Source organism: Citrobacter sp. MGH100 (genome assembly GCF_001034465.1).
GTDB lineage: Bacteria > Pseudomonadota > Gammaproteobacteria > Enterobacterales > Enterobacteriaceae > Citrobacter > Citrobacter youngae.
In genome coordinates this window covers 1,295,510-1,314,775 of record NZ_KQ089800.1, presented here as the reverse complement: position 1 = coordinate 1,314,775, position 19,266 = coordinate 1,295,510, and the positions used below count along the sequence as shown (strand labels likewise).

The window sequence follows — 19,266 nt, the reverse complement described above, 5'->3', positions numbered from 1 at the left end:
TGCAGACCTGCTTCTTCCGTCGGCGCCTGGTAAATCGCCTTCAAATCGCGGGTAACGGCCTTGTAATCTTTCCAGGAGACGAACCGCAGGCTGTTGCGCACCATATGTACGATGCACAGCTGGATGCGGGCCTCCGGATATACCGCGTTTATGGCGTCCGGGAAGCCTTTCAGTCCGTCGACACAGGCGATGAGGATGTCGTTCAGGCCGCGATTCTTCAGTTCTGTCAGCACATTCAGCCAGAACTTCGCGCCTTCATTTTCGGCCAGCCACATACCCAGCAGTTCCTTCTGGCCTTCGATGTTGATGCCCAACGCCAGGAACACGGATTTATTGATGACGCGACTGTCCTGCCGGACCTTAAGGACAATACAGTCAAGGTAAACAATAGGATAGATTGCATCCAGTGGCCGGTTTTGCCACTCAACAACCTGCTCCATGACGGCGTCAGTGACTTTTGAGACCAGCGCTGGCGAGACATCCGCGTCGTACATCTCTTTGAATGCAGTCGCTATCTCGCGGGTGGTCATCCCTTTGGCGTACAGGGATAAAATCTGATTATCCATCCCGGTGATGCGGGTCTGGTTTTTCTTCAGCAACTGAGGCTCAAAGGTGGCTTCGCGATCCCGGGGAGTACGCAGTTCAAGTGGACCATCCGCAGTCGCTACGGTCTTTGTTGAGTAGCCGTTGCGGGTATTGGAGCCCGGTTTAGGCTGATTTTTATCGTACCCCAGATGGTGAGACATCTCAGCATTGAGAGCCGCCTCAACGCTGATTTTCTTCAGCAGACGATCGAACTGGCTAAGATCGTCGGGAGTTTTGAGATTTTTGGCCAGTTCATTAGCCAGAGCCTGCAACTGTTTTTCGTCCATAAAGTAACCTGCCTTTGATGTTGAATTGAACATATCAAAATCAGGCAATTACACAAATTTATGTACAGGCTCAATGTACCCGTGTTCAGAACCCATCTACAACTCATTGTGGATAATATCTACGATGTCATCGCCATATCACCTAACCTATTTATTTTTAATGATAAAATAATGATTAAACCTTTATTCCCTCATAATTATATACGGTTTGGTCTGCGAAAGTGATGAGCAGAAATACTGACCAGCTCCCCGTTGTTCAACTAAGACTTGTTATTGACAACCTCCGCTAATGGCACAAAGCGAACTGTCATAGGTGGAAGGTCCGCTATTGGCACAAAGCGAACATTCTAAAACAAGTTGATGGACGATGAGCATTGCTCATCGCAAGCATTCAGAGCCAGACAGAAAGACACTGCGGCACAGTTCCCGTTTCGTTTAGCCGAGGTTTACTGCATACGACCTGTACAATCTACCTCACCACACACATTGGTCTGCCAGATATCGGCTCGGGATGGATCTCCGTTTCCACGCTGAATACGCTTCTCAGCAATCCAGGATTCATCACTGCTTCGGGTGTGCCTTGTGCCATCACATGTCCGTTGGCCATGACCACCAGATGATCGCAGTATCGGCTTGCCTGATTAAGGTCGTGCAGCACTGCGACTACCGTTTTCCCCTGGGCTCGGAGTGCGCCCATCAACCGCATCAGTTCCACCTGATGATTGATATCGAGATAGGTCGTTGGCTCATCGAGCAGGACAACGGGCGTATCCTGCGCCAGGACCATCGCCAGAAATGCGCGCTGGCGCTGGCCGCCAGAAAGATCGGTTAACCGTCTGTCGGCAAGATGATGGATTTGGGTCTGGCTCATCGCGTCATTCACCCGCGCATTGTCTTCAACGGAAAGACGCCCCCAAAGTGGTAACCACGGGTTGCGGCCGTAGGAAACCAGCTCTCGGACGGTGATCCCCTCTGGCGTTAAATGATGCTGCGGCAGCAGCGCCAGCCGGCGGGCAAGCTGGCGCGATGAGAACGTATTGATGGGATTGTCGTCAAGAAATACGGTGCCGGACTGCGGTATTAACAGCCGTGAAAAACAGTTTAACAGCGTCGATTTCCCACAACCGTTAGGGCCAAGTAGCGCAGTAATCTTGCCCGTAGGCAGTGCGAGTGATACGCCGTCAAGCACCTTGTTTGTCCCGTAACAAACCGTCAGATTTTCAGTTCGTAATGTCATTTATCGCATTCTCACAAGCAGCCAGACAAACCACGGCGCACCGATAATGGCGGTCAGCACGCCAGCCGGAAGCTCCAGCGGGGGATGAATAATTCGCGCCAGCAGGTCGGCCGCCACCAGCAGCAATGCACCCGTCATGGCCGAAACGGGCAGCAGCCAGCGGTGACGCCCACCGGTAATGGTGTGCACCATATGCGGTACCACGAGTCCAATAAAGCTAATCGGGCCGCAGACGGCCACGCCGGTTGACGTCATGGCAACCGCCAGTAGTAAAGCCTGAAACCGTGTACGCGGCACCGACACCCCGAGCGTGGTGGCACGCGCATCGCCCAATGCCAGGAGGTCGAGATCTCGGCAAAAAACCAGGCTCAGCGGCAGAAACAACATCAGCAGCGGGGCGGCAACCTTCACAAAACTCCAGTCACGTCCCCATAAGCTGCCGGTCAGCCACAGCAGGGCGCTGTTCACATCCTGTGGGCGCGAAAGCATCAGGTAATCCGTCAGGCTGGCCCAGCAGGCAGAAAGCGCGACACCCGTGAGCGCGAGCTTCATCGGCTGGCTGGTGTTCGCCAGCATTTTCAGCAGAATCAAGCCTGCCATGCCACCGGCAAAGGCCAGCAGCGGCAGGGCAATTACCGGTAGTGACGGCAAGAGCAACAGCGCGCCCACAGAGGCCAGGCTTGCGGCATGATTTACGCCGAGAATATCCGGCGATGCCAGAGGGTTACGCACGATCCCTTGAACCAGAACGCCTGCCACCGCGAGGGCTGCGCCGACCAGCAGCGCCAGCAGCAATCGCGGCAGGCGGTACGCCGTTAACACGTAATGATACTCGCGCCCGGTGTGCCAGTCGGTCAGCAGGGCGCGCCAGGGAACGGCGATCACCCCCATTTGCAGAGACAGAACCGAAAATCCCGTCAATGCGAGGGCGATGAAAATGACTAACGTAATTTTCATCCACGCCTCCTGACCAGCCAGACAAAGCAGGGCGCGCCAATCAGCGCCACTACTGCCCCGGCAGGCAATTCGCCAGGAAAAGCCAGCGCTCGGGCCAGAAGATCTGCCAGCAGCAGCAGCGTAGCGCCCATCAGCATGCTCATCGGTAAAACCTTGCGCTGATCGAATCCCACCCAGAAGCGAGCCAGATGCGGCATCAGCAGGCCGATAAACGCCACCGGGCCAGCCACGCTGACGCAGGCACCGACCAGAAGCAGCACCAGAATATTGATGATCAAACGTAGCTTTGGCAGATTCACCCCCAGCGTGCGGGCAGTGCTGTCACTGACGTTAAGCAGGTTCAGTTGATTAGCCAGCAGCAACACCACCGGCAGGGCAACCGCCACCATCGGGAAAAGCTGCCAGAACTCCTGCCAGCGTGCGTGGGATACGCCTCCCGCGAGCCAGTATAAAATGCCGTAAGCGTGATCTTCCGTCAGCAGCAGGGTGATGCGGGTCAGGGCCATGCAAAACGCCGAGAACGCGATGCCCGCGAGGATCAATTTGTTTCGGTCCTGGCTGTGGCGAAATCCGCCGCCAGCGGTCATCACCAGCAGCCAGCTTACGCCGCCACCGCAGGCGGCGATAAAGGCGATGGAGTAACCTGCAACGGGCACGGGGCTGAGAGCACTGGTCAGCGCCATCGCCAGCGCCGCGCCGCTGTTAATACCAAGCAGCGAAGGGGATGCCATTGAATTATGCGTCAGGGTCTGCAGCAGCGTTCCCGCGAGAGCCAGACTCGCGCCGATCAGAATGGCGACCAGGCTTCGCGGCAAACGAAGGTTTTGCACCAGCGCTTGTGCAAGCGTCGGCGTATGGCCCGGCAGCAGAGCGTGAATGGCGTCAACGCCAGAAACAGGAATGGCCGAGTAGCAAAACAGACTCAGCCAGAAGAGAGTGATAAGCGCGGCAAGGGGAAGACCCCACTGCAGCGCTGGATGTCTGAGAACCGTCATTTCACATCGGATAAAGGCTGGTGATGGAAGATTTTTACCGTGTCACTGGCAATGCGTTCGGCCGCGAAAATGCCGCGCATCCGCGCCCAGGCGTTACTGTCGACCGACGCCGTCTGCTGTTTTTGCACCGCAGTTAACATCTGCCACAGCGGGTCCTGCTGCCAGCGTTTGACGATGCTCTCTTCGCGGTAGTGGGCGACCAGCAGCCATGCTGGATTGAGCGCCAGCAACTGCTCCAGGCCGATAGACGGCATAGACGCACCGGATATTGCCGCCGGCACCTTCAGCCCCAGAGAGGTCAGGACGCCCCCGGTCCAGGTCTCCTGCGTGTGCAGGTTGAACTGCTGCTCCCGGGACGTACCAAACAACACCAGCGTGCCTTTTGGCAACTGGCTTGCCCACGCTGACATCTGTTGTTGGTGTTGCGCCAGACGTGACTGCATCTGCGCCTTTTTGCCCACTACTTCGCCGATGATGGCCGCAGATTGCAGATTTTCAGTGTAGGTTTCATTGCGGGACTTAAGCAGCAGCACCGGTGCGATTTGCTGCAAGGCGCTGTAGATACCCGCATGACGGCTGCTGTCGGCTATGATCAGATCCGGTTTCAGCGCGCTGATGGCTTCTAAGCTCGGCTGCGCGCGCGTACCGACAGACTGCCAGGGTTTAAGATGGGCGCAAACTTCTGGAAGAATACGCGTGGCATCGTTATCGTCGGCAATGCCGACCGGACTAACATCGACGGCTGCCAGTGCGTCCGCGAACGACAGTTCCAGCACCACGATCCGCTGTGGCGTTTTATCAAGCGTAAAGGTGCCATGTTCGTCAAGAACCGTGGCGGCAAAAGCGTTGCCGGTGAGCAGCAGAGCGGCGAATAGCGTGCGTAGTGATGTGAACATGTGAATGGCCTGTGTCGAGTGGCGCGTCGTTTACCCGGCCGACAAAAACAGCATGCAGGCCGGGTAAACGGGATTTAGAACTTCAACGACCCCTGCATATACAGCGTGCGCGGCTGGCCGGCGTAAATGCCTTTATTGTTGTCGTCGTAGGAGCGGGTGAAATATTCTTGGTCGAAGATATTTTTCACACCGAACGCCAGGTTCAGGTCTGCCATCTGCGGACCGAAGTCATAGGCTACGCGTGCGCCCCAGAGCATGAAACCTGGGATACGGCCAGTGCTGCCGTCGGCGCTCTCTTTGACGGTGTTGGCGTTATCCGCAAACTGGCTGGACTGGAAATCGCTGTTCAGGTTGAAGGTCCAGTTGCCCGGCTTATAGTCCACGCCCAATGTGCCTTTGTGTTTCGGCGAGAACGGCACCTGGTTGCCGTAGGTGTCGCCTTTCTCACGAATCTCGGCGTCCACGTACGCATAGCTTGCGTAGACTGAAACGTTTTCGAGCGTTGGCGTCAGCGTGCCGAGGTCATAGCGGGCCTGGGTTTCCAGCCCGGTATGGCGCGTTTTACCGCGTGCGGTAACGGTGTCGTTGGTCTGGTTGGAGTCGTACTGATTATTAAAGTTAATCAGGAACAACCCCATTTCCGCGGTCAGCGCGCCATCGTCGTATCGGGTGCCGAGCTCCCAGGTTCGCGCTTTTTCCGGTTCCACATTGCCGCTTTGCACAGCCTTGCCAATTTGGCTGTACTGTACGGTGCCGAACGAGCCTTCGGTGTTTGCATAAAGATTCCAGCTGTCAGTCAGGTGATAAAGCACGTTTAGCGCCGGAAGCGGGGCGTTATAGCTCACTTCCTCATGTGTGCCTTTGATGGCGTTGTTCTGGTATGACTCGATATGTTCAAAGCGCATACCCGGAGTGATAGTCCAGTTGCCAATATCGATTTTGTCATCCAGATACCAGGCGTGCGCTTCGGTACCGGAACGGGTGTCGCGATCGTAAGGGCTGGCGCTGGTCGGCAGTTGCCCGCTGCTGGTGGCGGTGTAGTAGCGCATTTCATGCGTCGACTCGCTCACATAGCGGTATCCCACCCCCACTTCGTGCGCGGAAGGGCCCAGCATAAAGCTCTGGCTGTAGCGTGGCTCAATGCCGCGTACCCAATAGTTACGCGGTGAAAGCGTGGTGCGTTTGCCCTGTTCCAGATAGCCGCTGCGCAGGGTTTCGGTGTAGAAGCCCTGAATATTGAATTTATGCTGGCTGTCCGGCTGGAACTGATAGCCGAGGCTTGCCAGCTTGCGACGCCCCCAGAAGCGATCGTTCGGACGCGTAGATTGCCAGCGGTCGGCGTTGTAATCCGCGCGCGACAGACCACCGGGCATATCGGCTTCACCGTCGTAGTATTGCAGAAGACTATTGAAGGTATGCACGTCGTTCGGCGCATATTTGCTTTTCAGCATCAGATCGTCGATGCGCGTCGCGCTGTGCTCGCGCCAGTCGCTGCCGCGCGTGCCGGAGTAAAGCAGGGCGGTACCAAAACCGTTATCCGCCGTGCCGCCCACCATCAGGTTGTGCGTCTCTTTTGGATTATTTTGTGAGGACGTTGGGCTGAGCTGGCCTTCCATGCCGGCTTCGATCCCGAAGTCTTGCGGAATGGCGCGGGTGACAAAGTTCACCACGCCGCCCACGCTCTGCGGTCCGTAACGCACCGCACCACCGCCGCGTACCACATCGATGGCGTCCATATTTCCGAGCGAAACGGGTGCCAGGGAAAGCTGCGGCTGGCCGTAAGGGGCAAACGGCACCGGAATACCGTCCATCAGCACCGTTGAACGGCTGGCAAGGCGCGGGTTCAGGCCGCGAATACCAAAGTTCATCGCCAGATCGTGGCTACCGGTACCGTTGTTTTCCGGGGCGGTAACGCCAGGAATACGATTCAGCACCTCGCGCATGGTCGTCGCGCCGGTTTTGGCGAAATCCTCACGGCGGATAACGTCACGCGCGCCGGCATGTTCGAATACGTCGTTTTCGCGCGCATCGCCCAGCCAGTCGCCCACAACCGTGAGCGCATCTTCCTGTGGTGCTGGAACGTGTTCGAGCGTCCAGCTGTTATTCCCTAACGGCTTCACCTGCAGGCCACTGCCCAGGAGCAACTGCTGCAAACCACTCTCAACATCGTAATCGCCGTGCAAACCGTTGCTGTGCTTGCCGCGCGTCAGGCTGGCATCAACAGACAGGGTAATTCCGCTGTGTGCGGCATATTGGTTTAGCGCTTTATCGAGTGAGCCTGGTGCAATATCAACCTGCGCTGCGAAAGCGGATAACGAGAGCCCAGCCAGCGGCAGCAGGCTCAGGCGAATGGCGTTAACCAAAGGTGTTGTTTTGCTAAAAACGCGTAAAGGCGTCATACCTTCTCCATCATCATTTTTGTTGTGTTCAGCTATGAGTCGAATGAGAAGGGGAAAAAGGACAATGAAAATGAGAATTATTTTTCTTACAGTGCCGAAATATTTACCCAGTATCGCGTAACGGTCTGAATTTTAACTGGAAGTGTCTGGGCAATAACATCCAGAATCGCATCGGTATTTTTCAGCGGGAACGTGCCACTCAGGCGCAGCCCGGCCACTGCCGGATCGCAACGCAGCACGCCGTTGCGATAACGGCCCAGTGTGGCAATGACCTCACCCAGCGGTTTATCGCTGAAACTCAGAACACCCTGGGTCCAGGTTGCGCTTTCATCATCCGATGTGGTGATTTCAGCAAATTCAGACGCGCTAAACTGCAGGCTCTCGCCAGCGTTGACGATACGTTTTTCCTGCAGATGATTTGCCAGGCGGACTTCAACAGCGTGCTGCTGTACGGCTACGCGCGTGATGTTATCGTGCTGAAAGACGGTAAATTCTGTGCCTAAGGCGGTGAGCTGACCCTGGCGTGTCATCACACGGAAAGGCCTCTGCTGCGCATCTTTTGCGGTGGTAATCGCAATTTCGCCATACCAGAGGTGGACAGCGCGCTGATGCGTATCAAAACGAACATCAGCGGCGCTTTGTGTGTTGAGCGTCAGCAGTGAGCCATCCTCCAGCCGCTCATGGCTGACCACGCCTTTAGCGGTGCGGTAGTCGGCACGTAGACCTTCTCCGGCCTCAGATTGCCAGAGCTGCCAGCCGCTACCCACGCCAAGCAGTAGCAACAACCCTTTCATGACGTGACGACGAGTTAGGCGCGTATCGTGCAGCGCCCGGCTGGCGACATCGCCCGGAACGCTGCTGAGCTGGCTGCGCAGGTTTTCAACCTGTTGCCATGCCCACTGATTGTCCTGGTCCTGTTCATACCATTGTTGCCAGCGAGCTTCCTGCTGTGGGCTGACACGCTCGCCGCTCAATACCGCATACCAGTGTGATGCCGAGCGCAAAGCCTGACGGCGAGAATCGGTGATAGAAGCGTTCACAGGCCGTGCTCCAGACGAAACAGCAGACAATGTTCGATAGCCTTTGCCACATACTTTTTCACCGAGCTGACGGAGACGCCGAGCTTAAGCGCGATCTCGCTGTATTTGAGCCCCTCCAGTTGCGAAAGCAAAAACGCTTCGCGTGTGTTTCCGTTCAGGCCGTCAAGCATGCTGTCGATGAGTTGCAGGGTTTCGAGCTGGCTCTCACGTTCCTCGGGCGAAGGCGCGAGATTTTCCGGCATCAGCGCCAGCATCTCCAGATAGGCTTTTTCCAGCGCGTTTCGGCGAAACAGGTCGACCATTACCCGTTTGGCGATAGTGCACAGGAAGGAACGAGGGTCGCGGACAGTCTTGAGCGAGTCACTGCCCATTACCCGTAAAAATGTGTCCTGGGCAATATCATCAGCATCAAAGGCAGACTGGAGCTTGCGCGTCAGCCAGCTTTTCAGCCAGCCGTGATGTGTGCCATAAAGCGACTCGAACGTGAAGCAAGCGGTAGTAGTGGCGCGGTCAGACATGCGGATTGCATCAAAAGTTAATTATCACGCGGCTACATTAACATGAGAATGGTTATCATTACAATTGGAAATGAAATGAGATAAAAATGACATTTTAAAGGGGTTATGATTTTGGCATTAATAGCATCCCTTATTGCCCGCGCTTGCGCTCCCCATCTTTCCTGAGAGTCATAGATCCCATTGGCGATGGTTTAATTGCCTGCACATTCGCAGGCAATAGCACAATAAAATTACGCCAACGGGATGTCTTCAAGGCGGAAATAAACGGTGAGTCCATGCTTATGTGCGACATCGATGTCCATATCAGCACCTTTAGAAGCGCCTTTAATACGGTAAATCGCATCACATTTGGTGATAAGTCGATGGGCAACGGGGTAGATCATAGATTCGCCGATTTCATCGTCAATAGCCGCAGAACCGGCAGATTTTGCCAGTGGTAGTGCCAGCCATTCGCCAATTACAGGAATGTGTCCTCTTTGATATACCGCTAACGCTGCATCTTCCAGGCGAGCAAGATTCGCATCAATAAGATTTTGTTTTCCATCCGTACCGCTACGGTAGGGGCCAGCAATGAGAATAAGTTGTTTCACAAAGAGAACCTCATAGAATGTTTTTCAGCGCGATGTGATAAAGCAACATAATGGTTTTGCCATCGACGATAAGACCACTTTCAATTGCGGCAAGTGCGCTTGCAAGCGGCCACTCAAGCACTTCGATATCTTCTCCTTCAGCCGCAATTCCACCACCGGCACCTGTCTTGTCGGCAGCATCATATTCCGCGATGTAAAAATAGAGCTTCTCCGTGACCGAGCCTGGGCTCATGTACGCCTCGAAAACCTTCTGTACGCTGGATACACGAAAACCGGTTTCTTCTTCAACTTCGGCTTTGATCCGTTTTTCAGGAGCCATGTTGTCAAGAAGACCTGCTGCTGTTTCAATGAGATAGCCATCGTGACCATTTATAAATACCGGAAAACGAAACTGACGAGTTAAGATCACTGTTTTCCTGTCACGGTTATAGAGCAGAATCGTGGCTCCGTTGCCGCGATCGTAAACTTCACGACTTTGGCGCTGCCAGTCACCGTTTCTTCGTTGAATATCAAAAGTGTATTTTTTTAAACAATACCAGTCATCGGATAATGTTAGGTTATCGACGATGCGTATTTCTGCACGTTTAGGTTGCATGAAGACTCCTTGATCCGTAGAGTTGACATCATAATCAGCATTATCGTGCAAATACAAGTATAAACATGCATAAACAGGAACGGTCACATGCTCGCTCATCAACGTAAACACCTTATTCTTGAACAACTGCAGGTTGAAGGGCAGGTCCAATCGAAAAATCTGAGCGATCGATTTGGCGTTTCAGAAGACACCATTCGACGGGATTTACGTGAGCTTGCCGCAGAAGGGCGATTGCAGCGCGTTCATGGTGGTGCTTTGCCATCGTCTTCAGCTGTTGCGACATTTTCCGAGCGTAAATCATTAAAAACAGATGTGAAAATGAAGATCGCACGCAAAGGCACTGAACTCATTTCTTCGGGACAAGTTGTTATTGTGGATGGCGGCACGACCACATCAGAGCTGATTGCCTGTCTGCCGGACGATCTGCATATTACCGTGGTGACACACAGTCCCAGCATTGCACTGGGGTTGGTCGATAAACCCGAGATTGACGTTATTTTGATCGGTGGCCGACTGTACAAGCACTCCATTGTCAGTGTAGGGGCGGCCGCTATTGAAGGCATCGGCAATATTCATGCGGATATTTTCTTCATGGGGGTAACGGGTATTCATCCTGAAGCGGGATTAACCACGGGTGATTATGAAGAAGCGTGCATCAAACGTGCATTTTCCGGCAGAGCGGCGGAAACGGTCGTACTGGTGTCACCGGAGAAGGTCAACGCTGCGTCATCGTTTGTTATCGGTGAGGTAGGGCTAATCAATACTATCGTGGTTGATAGTGAAACCGATGATAATTGGTTAAGGAGTATTGAAGGAAAGGGCATCACCATTATCAAAGCGTGATTCTCTGTTAATCGAACATGAGAAATCGCATAAAAAACAGATACAGCCACGCCAGTACACTCTGGCCGTTCAGCAACTGTCGCAGATAGCCCAGCACTGTAAAAATCACGCTTTCCATCGTTTGTTCGTGAGATGGCACATATTTGTAAAGTCGGAGGGAAAGGGCAATGAATAGGGGATCTTTGGTAAGGATCTTACTGACTATGGCATTAGTTGGGGATGGGGTAGGACTAGCGACCGCTTTGAGCGAGGAGCTGACATTGCTAACAGCATTCTGTGTGAATCAACAGGGAGCAGGTCATGTTTATCAATAACGATATATTTTCTCCACATGCACCTCAAGTACACTGCGCCACTACACTATATAATCGCTAATGATGATAAGTATACTTATATAATTTTTTCCCTTTAGCTCCTGGATTAACTTGTTGAAGTTTCAATAAAATGATGATAAACAAAAAGGAGCGGCAATAATAATGGATTTTAATTATGGAATGGAGATTTTTAGGTTCTATATCAGAGGCCAGGAAATCTGGCTGTAGCGGAGTTTATCTTATTGTCCATAAGGGACTTTTCAATCGCGTGGTTTACGTTGGGGTAAGTTGTAATGTAGGTAGAAGGATAAACGAACATTACGACGGTTACCTGAGAGGAAACCGAACAATTTACGACGCGGGTCAGGATGACGACGTGTATCGCTTCATGTCTGCTTATAAAATTCATAACCACACTAAACATTATCAAGCCTTAGCGAAAGATTATAAGATATGGGCATCTACAACGTTATATTCTGATTTACCGAAAAACATGCTAGCAAAAAGCCAAGCATTTGATACTGACTGGCAGAGTATTGCATTAGAAAAATATATTCCTCAACTGGTAGTATGGGCCCTTCCAATGGCAAATTACTGTTATTCAAATGCCAGCAGAATTGAAAGTGCAATCCAATTAAAACTCATTAAATCTTTTGATTTGAGAGGTTTTTTTAATTTAAAACAACTAAGTATATTGGATAAGGTTGAATATCCATATATGGAGAAGGTCAAGGTTTTTATTATTGATGTACCTGATTTAGACCCGGCATCCCAACTTATCTTTAGCAATCTACATAATAAAAAAATCGATGACAATTTCTGTAAAGAGTTCCGTTCACAGTTTAAAAACGAGATTTTTCAGAGGGAAAGTGAAACTCAGAGAAAACGAACTATCAGGGAGCATAAGGTCTCTCTTTATGAAAATTTTGGCAAGCCCTGGACTTTAAAGGAAATGGAAAAACTTAGAGTCATGCTTGTTGATTTTGATTTGTCCCCGACAGAAATATCTGAGTATTTAGGAAGAGAGCCTCGCTCTATCTCTAAAAAAATAAGCGAAAATGATAAAGTTACTAATTATAAGTGGAGAGAGAGCGTCGGCTGGTTGTGACGTTACGTTTTGATTGAAATAACCCCATTTCGTAATGTCCGCTTCTGGCACCAGGCAGACATTTCAAATGACAATAATACCTAGATTTCAAGTGCAGCAAGGATGATGGTTTCCATTTTCTCCGGGGTAGTGAACGGCGCAAAACGCTTTAGCGGCTTGCCATCGCGTCCGATCAGGAATTTTGTGAAATTCCATTTTATCCGTCCCCCCAGCATGCCGGGCAACTCGTCTTTTAGATAACGGAATACCGGATGCGTAGCGGCACCGTTAACCTCCACTTTTTCAAACATCGGGAAGCTTACACCGTAGTTGATGTGGCAGGTCTGCGCGATTTCGTCGGCTTCGCCGGGTTCCTGCTTACCGAACTGGTTGCAGGGAAAACCAAGCACTACCAGTCCGCGAGCTGCATACTTTTTGTAAAGCGTTTCCAGACCTGCATATTGTGGCGTGAAGCCACAATGGCTGGCGGTATTTACCACCAGAACCAGCTTGCCAGCATAGTCAGCCATAGGGATACGCTGGCCGTCCAGGCTGGTGGCTGTTAGTTGATAAAAGGTGGTCATAGCGAACTCCTCAGAGCAGGACCTGTCAGACATCGGCATAGCCATACAGCATGGTGCTGCTGGGGCAAGTGAGGAGCGGAGGTGAGTCCGCTCGGTTTAGTGCTGCCAGATTCAGTCCCTAATGATCCAAATCTTCGCGAGTGGGTCCTTGAAAGTAAAGGGTACTAATATGGCAACTACGCGGTTGAGCCAGCACAAAATGAATTGTTTCCCAGACAGAACGCCCATTCATTAGATGTTCTCCCATTCTGGATTGAGTGTCGACAAGAGGATCTAACCCGGTCAATTCAAAATCCGGTGGGTATAACCCGGTTACCCGTATATTTTCTTTGGATAACTGTTCCGACAGTTTAGTTGTAAAACCACTCATCCCGTGTTTACTGGCAAAAAAAGCGGGATGGGCAATTGAATCCGTAAAATTCGGAATGCCGCATACAGATATAATCGAAACGATGTCAGCACTGTCTGAGCGCCTTAATCCTGGAAGCAATGCCTGTGTTAGTAGAATTGAACCTGTCAGGCCTGAGCTGACGGTATTGTAGATTTCTGAGTCCGGTTGTTCGTCTATAGTCCCTGATAACCACTGAGCAGCATTGAGAATTAGAATGTCGATGGACCTGTCTATATCTAAGAGTTGTGAAGCAAACTGAGAAATAGATTCAGGCTGGGTTAAATCACACAGATACCCTTTTGCAACACCACCTTCAGCGGCGATGATGCTGCAGGTTTTGTGAATATCCTCAACCCGCCGGGCAGAAAAATCCACGTTGACGCCTTCTCGAGCCAACCAAACGCACAACGCCTGACCAAATCCTCCTCCGCCGCCGGTGATAACGGCTCTTTTACCTTTCAACATAACGATGCTTCCCTTTCGTGATGAGTTTGTGTCGCTGGATATATAGCATGGTGATACGGGGTCACATCTTCCCGTTAGTGCCATTTACGGCGGGATATAAATAGCGGTTTGCATGCGTTATATCGTTCTCAAAATGGGCTCAGCTCAGATTTAAGCAAAATGCACACCGACGGGGGGATGCATGATGGGACGTCAATCCAGATTAAAATACCGACAATCCCAATCCTTGTTTTACTTCTCTTAGCGTTTGCTGTGTGATGTCGTAGGCCTGCGCGCTGCCTTTTTTAAGCATCGCCATCAGCATACCTTTATCCTGAATATAGGTTGCCCGACGCTCACGCATGGGCGCGATGAGTTCTTGCAGGCACATCTCCAGCTCATTTTTGCATGCCCGATCACCCAATCCTCCTTGCTGATAATTCACTTTCATTTCTGCGACTTTGGCCTTATCCGGGTGAAAAGCATCCAGATAGGTGAACACGACATTACCCTCAATTTGCCCCGGATCGGACACTTTTAGGTGGTTAGGATCAGTGTACATTGCGCTGACGGCGCGATGGATAGTCTCTTCACTTGCCGACAGGAGCAGCGTATTACCGAGTGATTTCGACATCTTGGCGTTGCCGTCAATACCAGGAAGACGGCTGGTTTCGCTTAACATAGCTTTACAGTGATGCAGAACGGGGGTCGGTAACAGGCTATTCATCTTATGCACGATTTCATTAGTCTGTTCGATCATCGGCAACTGATCGTCGCCGACGGGCACCAGGCTGGCTTTGAACGCCGTAATATCTGCTGCCTGGCTGATGGGGTAAACCAGGAAACCGACCGGAAGCGAACGGGCGAAACCTTTTTGCGCAATTTCATTTTTGACCGTTGGGTTACGCTCGACGCGAGCCACGGTAACGATATTCATATACAGCGCGGTGAGTTCGGCAAGGGCAGGTAGTGCTGATTGTAAACAAAGGGTGGTGAGTGAGGGATCAATACCTGCAGCGAGATAATCGGCCAACACTTCGGGTATGTTATTTTGGATCTTTTGTGGATCGCTGCCGTTATCGGTCAGACCTTGCAGGTCTGCGACCAGAACAAACTGCTGATAGTCGTGTTGCAGTATCGCGCGTTGGCGCAGGGAACCGACATAGTGGCCAAGATGCAGTGGCCCAGTAGGGCGGTCGCCGGTAAGGATGATGGATTTGTTGTTCATAGAAGACTCCTTAAGCATAAAACCGAAAGGGGTCTCAAAATGCAAATAACCGCCTTTCGGCGGTTATTTAAAAATGGATAAACACATTCTGACCGCCTTTAAGAAGGCAGCCACCAACGCTTGTGGTTAAAACCGTTGCAATCGTGTTTTATATTCATCGGGTCAACATATCACTACCAGGGGTAGAGGTAAAGTAATGCTCTGCCCGCTCGGGGGGATATTTTAGGAAGTACCCGTCTGGGCTTACGCACCGCTTTTTAGCTCGCTTCCAGCATCCCAAAGCTCACTATGCGCGAACGCCCCAGCTCTTTTGCGCGATACAGCGCGACATCCGCGGCACGTAACAGGTTATCGCTCTGGGCGTGCTGCGGGTAGCTGGCGACACCAATAGACACATCAACATGACCGATGTCAGAGACGCCAAAGCTGAGCGTCAACTCGCGTACCCCGTTGTAAATGTCCGTCGCAAAGCGATTGGCCGCTTCTTCATCCATACCGGCAAGCAGAACCAGAAACTCTTCACCACCGTAGCGGAAGGCCATTCCGTGGTCGTGAACAACGCGCTGAATAATTGCTGCGATACTTTTTATCACCCCATCACCAGCCTCATGACCAAATCGGTCGTTGATGTTTTTGAAGTGATCGATATCGATCATCAGGCAACTGATCGGTTCCTGGTTGTGGACAGCCTGACTCATTTGGGTGCGCAGAGTGTCTTCAAGGTGATGGCGATTGCGCAGACCGGTCAGTGGGTCGTAAAGCGCTTTTTCCAGTAATGCATCGCGCAGACGTTGGTTGGCTAATGCCAGTCCAAGTGCCTCGGCCATCAGCTCCAGATAAGCACGGGAAGGGGCGGAATTGTCACTGAGATTCTGGAATGAGAGCAGGCCGATGGTTTCCCCCTGGGCGATCAACGGTACGCACAGGGTATGATCCTGACACGACTCAGGCAGGTGGTAGCAGGCGATATCAGGCTCACCTTGCACGGGAGGATGACTTTGCCCACGGCGCACTGCCCAGCAGTCATCCAGATGGAAAGGGTCTGTTTTGCCTTGCGGCGAAAGCCACTCGGCGGCACAGCGCATGTGCCAGGCTTGCCGATCAAGAATGTAGAGCCGTCCGGCAACGCCAGGGGCAATGTTCGGGGCAAAAAGCTGCGCAACATTGATAACATCGGCAAAGTTTTCGCAGCCCTGTAAACGCTGGGTCATACGAGCCAACAGTTCACGGATCGCCCAGTCGGCGTCCCGCTCTTTCTCCAGCCGCTGCCGCACCAGGCCGTTCTCACGAAAGATGCGAATGGCTTGCGCCATATCGCCAATCTCGTCAATCTGATTAAAGTTAGGCGTTTCTACGGCATAATCCTGCGATGCGAGACGGTGAACCACGTCGCTCAGACGCACAACCGGACGCAGTACGCGGCGTTTCAAAATAAAGCCGAGGACAAACAAAAACAGCAGCGCGGTTAAACCGACCATAACTTCGGAGAGCGTACGCAGTATGCGGGAAGTCCTGGTGGCATCGTCAATGCTGTTACGTACACGGTTATCGAGCAACTGCCGGAAATGATCTATCCGCACCTGCGCCCGTTCCAGTTCCTGTTCATAGGCTTTGCCGTAGAGCAGGGCGATTGCCTGTGACGTTTCTCCGCGGGCCATACTGGCGAGCGCGGCTGCTTGCTCTTCCTGCAGCGCATCGACAATTTGTAATCCTTCATGCAGCAGCGCCAGCTCTTCACCTGTCGCGCCGAAGTCTTTTAATTTTGTTAACCGCAGCTCAATCGCTTTTAGTGATGACGCCTTTTGGCGATAGGCATTCAGTGCTTCTGGATCTTTGGCGATCACGTACTCGCGAGCTAAATCTGACAATGACCAGGCATCGAGCTCCACCTCTTCGGTTAGCTGATCAAATTTATACCGCTGCTCTACCACCTGACGTTCAGTATTGTCTGCTCCGGAAGCCATCAGCATAACAACGCCGGAGGCAATGGTCAGGCATACCGTCGCACTGTAGGCCCAGTTGGTGATTGTGGCTATTCGCACTTTTTCGTTCCTTCTGCGACGATTAATGAATAAGCATGATTGAAATTATAGGAAACGTATGATTTTGCGTGAAAACAAAAGGCGACCCGCGGTCGCCCCTTGTTATCGTCATGCCATCATAAATCTGGAGGGTTTTTTCCTTCTTCCATGAAGGCTTCATCGATACCTTCTACGTTGCCCTCATGGTCACGTCCGGAGAACAGATTCCAGCTGGCCAAAAACAGTGCAGCGATTAGCGGGCCAATCACAAAGCCATTGATACCGTAAATCTCCATCCCACCGAGGGTGGTAATCAATATCAGGTAGTCCGGCATTTTGGTGTCTTTTCCTACCAGTAGCGGGCGCAGGATATTGTCCACCAGTCCGACAATAATGACGAAGAATCCGACAATAAACAGCCCTTGCCACAGTTGGTGGGTGGCAAAGAGGAAAATAGCCGCCGGGACCCAGACTATCGCCGAGCCAACCGCAGGCACCAGCGAGAGGAATGCCATTAGTGCGCCCCACAAAACGCTGCCGTCGATGTCGACAATGGCGAAAGCAATGCCGCCCAGCGTGCCCTGTACGACAGCGACAACCGCCGTGCCTTTGACTGTCGCCCGCGTGACACCCACGAATTTGGCAAACAAGTGCTGCTTGGCAAAATCAGACAGCGGTAAGGAATCCAGAATCTGACGCACCAGATACGGTCCATCCTTCAACAGGAAAAATAGCAGGTACAGCATGATGCCAAAGCTGATGGCGAAGCCGAAGGTCCCTTTACCAATCAGGAAAGCACTGCCTGCGAGGTACTGTCCGCCCTGCAGCGCAATGTCGGAGAGTTTTTTCTGGATCTGCGCGACATTATCCAGATTGTGTTCTGCGAGGAATCCTCTGGCCCAGTCAGGAAGATAAGAAAGAATAGAACTGACCACTTCCGGAAACTGCGTATCGTTTTGCTGCAACTTGGTGTAAACCACATTCAGTTCGATTGCCAACGATGACAGGATCACCATCAGAGGAATAAAGACAATTAAGCAAATAATACCAATAGTGATTAACGATGCCAGACCGTTACGTTCGCCAAGCGCACTGCGCAGTTTGTTTTTTACTGGATTAAAGATGGTCGTCAGAATTGCGGCCCACAAGATTGCGGAGAAGTAGAGGGACAATACGTCGAAAAACGCCCAGGTCACGAGGGCAAGAATGAAAATGAAGAAACCTTTGGTCAGTCCGTTAAATCGCATTAGTGAATCCTGTAACTGAGAAGCAGTCTCGACTATAGAACTGTTCAGCAGAATTACCAACTGTGGATGTTGATTCCGGCTTAACGCCGCCTTGATGAGCAAACAGTGAACTCAGAGCAAAAAATTGCCGCGTGTTCCTGTCTCCGTAAGGGGTGAGCGAATGATCTATCTACTCGCCGAGAAAGGGGGCAACGTGTCTGGAAAGCCAAAAATTCTCCGTCGTTTACTGTCCACCATGAAGCGAGTTGATTCGCCAGCCGGTTGAAAATTCGTTATGATCTATCCCCACTTTTTAGTCTGGTTGTCTGATGTCTACGATTCTCGATACCTTTGTTGCTCCGCCGTGCCATGACGAAATAGAAATCCTTTACCAGGATGAACATCTGCTGCTTATCAATAAACCCAGTGGGTTGCTGAGTCTGTCGGGGAAAAATCCGCAAAATCTTGATTCGGTTCACTATCGTCTGGTACAGATATACCCGGGCTGCACGCTGGTACATCGGCTTGATTTTGGTACTTCGGGTCTGATGGTCGTTGCACGCAATAAAGCGATCAATGCAGCGCTCTGTCAGCAGTTCAGCCAGCGCGCGGTGACTAAGGTGTACAGCGCATTGTTATGTGGACACCTGAAACAGGATGACGGTGTGATTGATGCCGCCATTGTCAAAGATCCAGCACTGTTTCCGTTGATGTCGATTAGTGCTATTAGCGGTAAACCTGCGCGTTCCCGTTTTCGGGTGATTGAGCGCTTCAATCAGCTACTGAAGGATGGACGGTCACTGCCCCTGACACGGGTGCAACTGATGCCGGAGACCGGACGAACCCATCAGCTACGTCTTCACTGTCAGCATTTGGGTCATCCGATCTGGGGCTGCGATCTTTATGGTGGACGCGAGTGGCCTGGCACGGAGCAGACGTCGCGGCTGATGTTACACGCCAGCGAACTGCGCCTGGTACATCCCATCAGCCATGAACAAATCAACGTCTGCCATGCCAGCCCATTTTAAT

At 52.0% G+C, this 19,266-nt stretch carries 19 protein-coding genes; 4 read left to right on the top strand and 15 right to left on the bottom strand.

Annotated elements, in window-relative coordinates; translation table 11 throughout:
• The coding region (locus tag SK32_RS06245) for an IS256 family transposase (protein WP_075551379.1) at window positions 1-872 on the bottom strand (872 nt) is incomplete at its 3' end.
• Window positions 873-932: 60 nt separating this feature from the next.
• Here SK32_RS06245 and SK32_RS26695 point away from each other — a divergent pair.
• Window positions 933-1,097, top strand: a complete 165-nt coding sequence (locus SK32_RS26695; protein WP_442778354.1) for a CDI toxin immunity protein — start codon at window positions 933-935, stop codon at window positions 1,095-1,097.
• Between the two features lie 244 nt (window positions 1,098-1,341).
• Here SK32_RS26695 and fecE read toward each other — a convergent pair whose 3' ends face one another.
• From fecE to SK32_RS06200, 9 genes are all read right to left on the bottom strand, one after another.
• Window positions 1,342-2,109 carry a Fe(3+) dicitrate ABC transporter ATP-binding protein FecE gene (fecE, locus tag SK32_RS06240; RefSeq protein ID WP_048211786.1) on the bottom strand — a complete coding sequence of 256 codons (768 nt, stop codon included), beginning with the start codon at window positions 2,107-2,109 and terminating at the stop codon, window positions 1,342-1,344.
• Entirely contained in the window at window positions 2,110-3,066 is a 957-nt protein-coding gene (gene fecD / locus SK32_RS06235; protein ID WP_048211785.1) for a Fe(3+) dicitrate ABC transporter permease subunit FecD, read from the bottom strand.
• Window positions 3,063-4,061 (bottom strand): iron-dicitrate ABC transporter permease FecC, encoded by a 999-nt coding sequence (fecC, locus tag SK32_RS06230; RefSeq protein ID WP_048211784.1) that lies wholly within the window; start codon window positions 4,059-4,061, stop codon window positions 3,063-3,065. The genes fecD and fecC overlap by 4 nt, the downstream gene beginning before the upstream one ends.
• Complete coding sequence (locus SK32_RS06225; RefSeq protein ID WP_048211783.1) at window positions 4,058-4,957, bottom strand: Fe(3+) dicitrate ABC transporter substrate-binding protein FecB; 900 nt, start codon at window positions 4,955-4,957, stop codon at window positions 4,058-4,060. The genes fecC and SK32_RS06225 overlap by 4 nt, the downstream gene beginning before the upstream one ends.
• Before the next feature lie 74 nt (window positions 4,958-5,031).
• Complete coding sequence (gene fecA, locus SK32_RS06220) at window positions 5,032-7,356, bottom strand: TonB-dependent Fe(3+) dicitrate receptor FecA (protein WP_048211782.1); 2,325 nt, start codon at window positions 7,354-7,356, stop codon at window positions 5,032-5,034.
• A gap of 86 nt (window positions 7,357-7,442) precedes the next feature.
• Window positions 7,443-8,396, bottom strand: a complete 954-nt coding sequence (gene fecR / locus SK32_RS06215) for a ferric citrate uptake sigma factor regulator FecR (protein ID WP_048211781.1) — start codon at window positions 8,394-8,396, stop codon at window positions 7,443-7,445.
• Entirely contained in the window at window positions 8,393-8,914 is a 522-nt protein-coding gene (fecI, locus tag SK32_RS06210; protein ID WP_048211780.1) for a ferric citrate uptake sigma factor FecI, read from the bottom strand. Before fecI ends, fecR begins: the two co-directional genes overlap by 4 nt.
• A 230-nt stretch (window positions 8,915-9,144) precedes the next feature.
• The gene (locus tag SK32_RS06205) at window positions 9,145-9,504 is read right to left on the bottom strand and encodes a TIR domain-containing protein (RefSeq protein WP_048211779.1); all 360 of its coding nucleotides are present in this window, start codon (window positions 9,502-9,504) and stop codon (window positions 9,145-9,147) included.
• A 10-nt stretch (window positions 9,505-9,514) separates the two neighbouring features.
• On the bottom strand, window positions 9,515-10,099 hold the full coding sequence (locus SK32_RS06200) for an NUDIX hydrolase (protein ID WP_040233800.1): 585 nt from the start codon (window positions 10,097-10,099) through the stop codon (window positions 9,515-9,517).
• Between the two features lie 87 nt (window positions 10,100-10,186).
• On the opposite strand from SK32_RS06200, the gene SK32_RS06195 reads away from it, so the two are divergent.
• Together SK32_RS06195 and SK32_RS06190 are read left to right on the top strand one after the other, a co-directional pair.
• A complete protein-coding gene (locus SK32_RS06195; protein WP_048211778.1) occupies window positions 10,187-10,942 on the top strand; it encodes a DeoR/GlpR family DNA-binding transcription regulator in 756 nt (251 codons plus the stop codon).
• A 489-nt stretch (window positions 10,943-11,431) separates the two neighbouring features.
• A complete protein-coding gene (locus SK32_RS06190) occupies window positions 11,432-12,364 on the top strand; it encodes a GIY-YIG nuclease family protein (protein ID WP_197081311.1) in 933 nt (310 codons plus the stop codon).
• Between the two features lie 80 nt (window positions 12,365-12,444).
• Here the strand turns inward: SK32_RS06190 and SK32_RS06185 are convergent, their stop codons facing one another.
• From SK32_RS06185 to SK32_RS06165, 5 genes are all read right to left on the bottom strand, one after another.
• Entirely contained in the window at window positions 12,445-12,927 is a 483-nt protein-coding gene (locus SK32_RS06185; protein ID WP_048211777.1) for a glutathione peroxidase, read from the bottom strand.
• A gap of 118 nt (window positions 12,928-13,045) precedes the next feature.
• Window positions 13,046-13,783, bottom strand: coding sequence for an SDR family oxidoreductase (locus tag SK32_RS06180; RefSeq protein ID WP_048211776.1), 738 nt, complete (start codon window positions 13,781-13,783; stop codon window positions 13,046-13,048).
• A 202-nt stretch (window positions 13,784-13,985) separates the two neighbouring features.
• The gene (trpS, locus tag SK32_RS06175; protein ID WP_048211775.1) at window positions 13,986-14,990 is read right to left on the bottom strand and encodes a tryptophan--tRNA ligase; all 1,005 of its coding nucleotides are present in this window, start codon (window positions 14,988-14,990) and stop codon (window positions 13,986-13,988) included.
• 257 nt (window positions 14,991-15,247) lie between these two features.
• Window positions 15,248-17,032, bottom strand: a complete 1,785-nt coding sequence (locus tag SK32_RS06170) for a diguanylate cyclase (protein ID WP_048211774.1) — start codon at window positions 17,030-17,032, stop codon at window positions 15,248-15,250.
• 116 nt (window positions 17,033-17,148) lie between these two features.
• Window positions 17,149-18,258 (bottom strand): AI-2E family transporter, encoded by a 1,110-nt coding sequence (locus tag SK32_RS06165; protein ID WP_048211773.1) that lies wholly within the window; start codon window positions 18,256-18,258, stop codon window positions 17,149-17,151.
• A gap of 308 nt (window positions 18,259-18,566) precedes the next feature.
• Here SK32_RS06165 and SK32_RS06160 point away from each other — a divergent pair, with 308 nt between their 5' ends.
• Window positions 18,567-19,265, top strand: a complete 699-nt coding sequence (locus SK32_RS06160; RefSeq protein WP_048211772.1) for an RluA family pseudouridine synthase — start codon at window positions 18,567-18,569, stop codon at window positions 19,263-19,265.
• Window position 19,266: the final 1 nt, after the last annotated feature.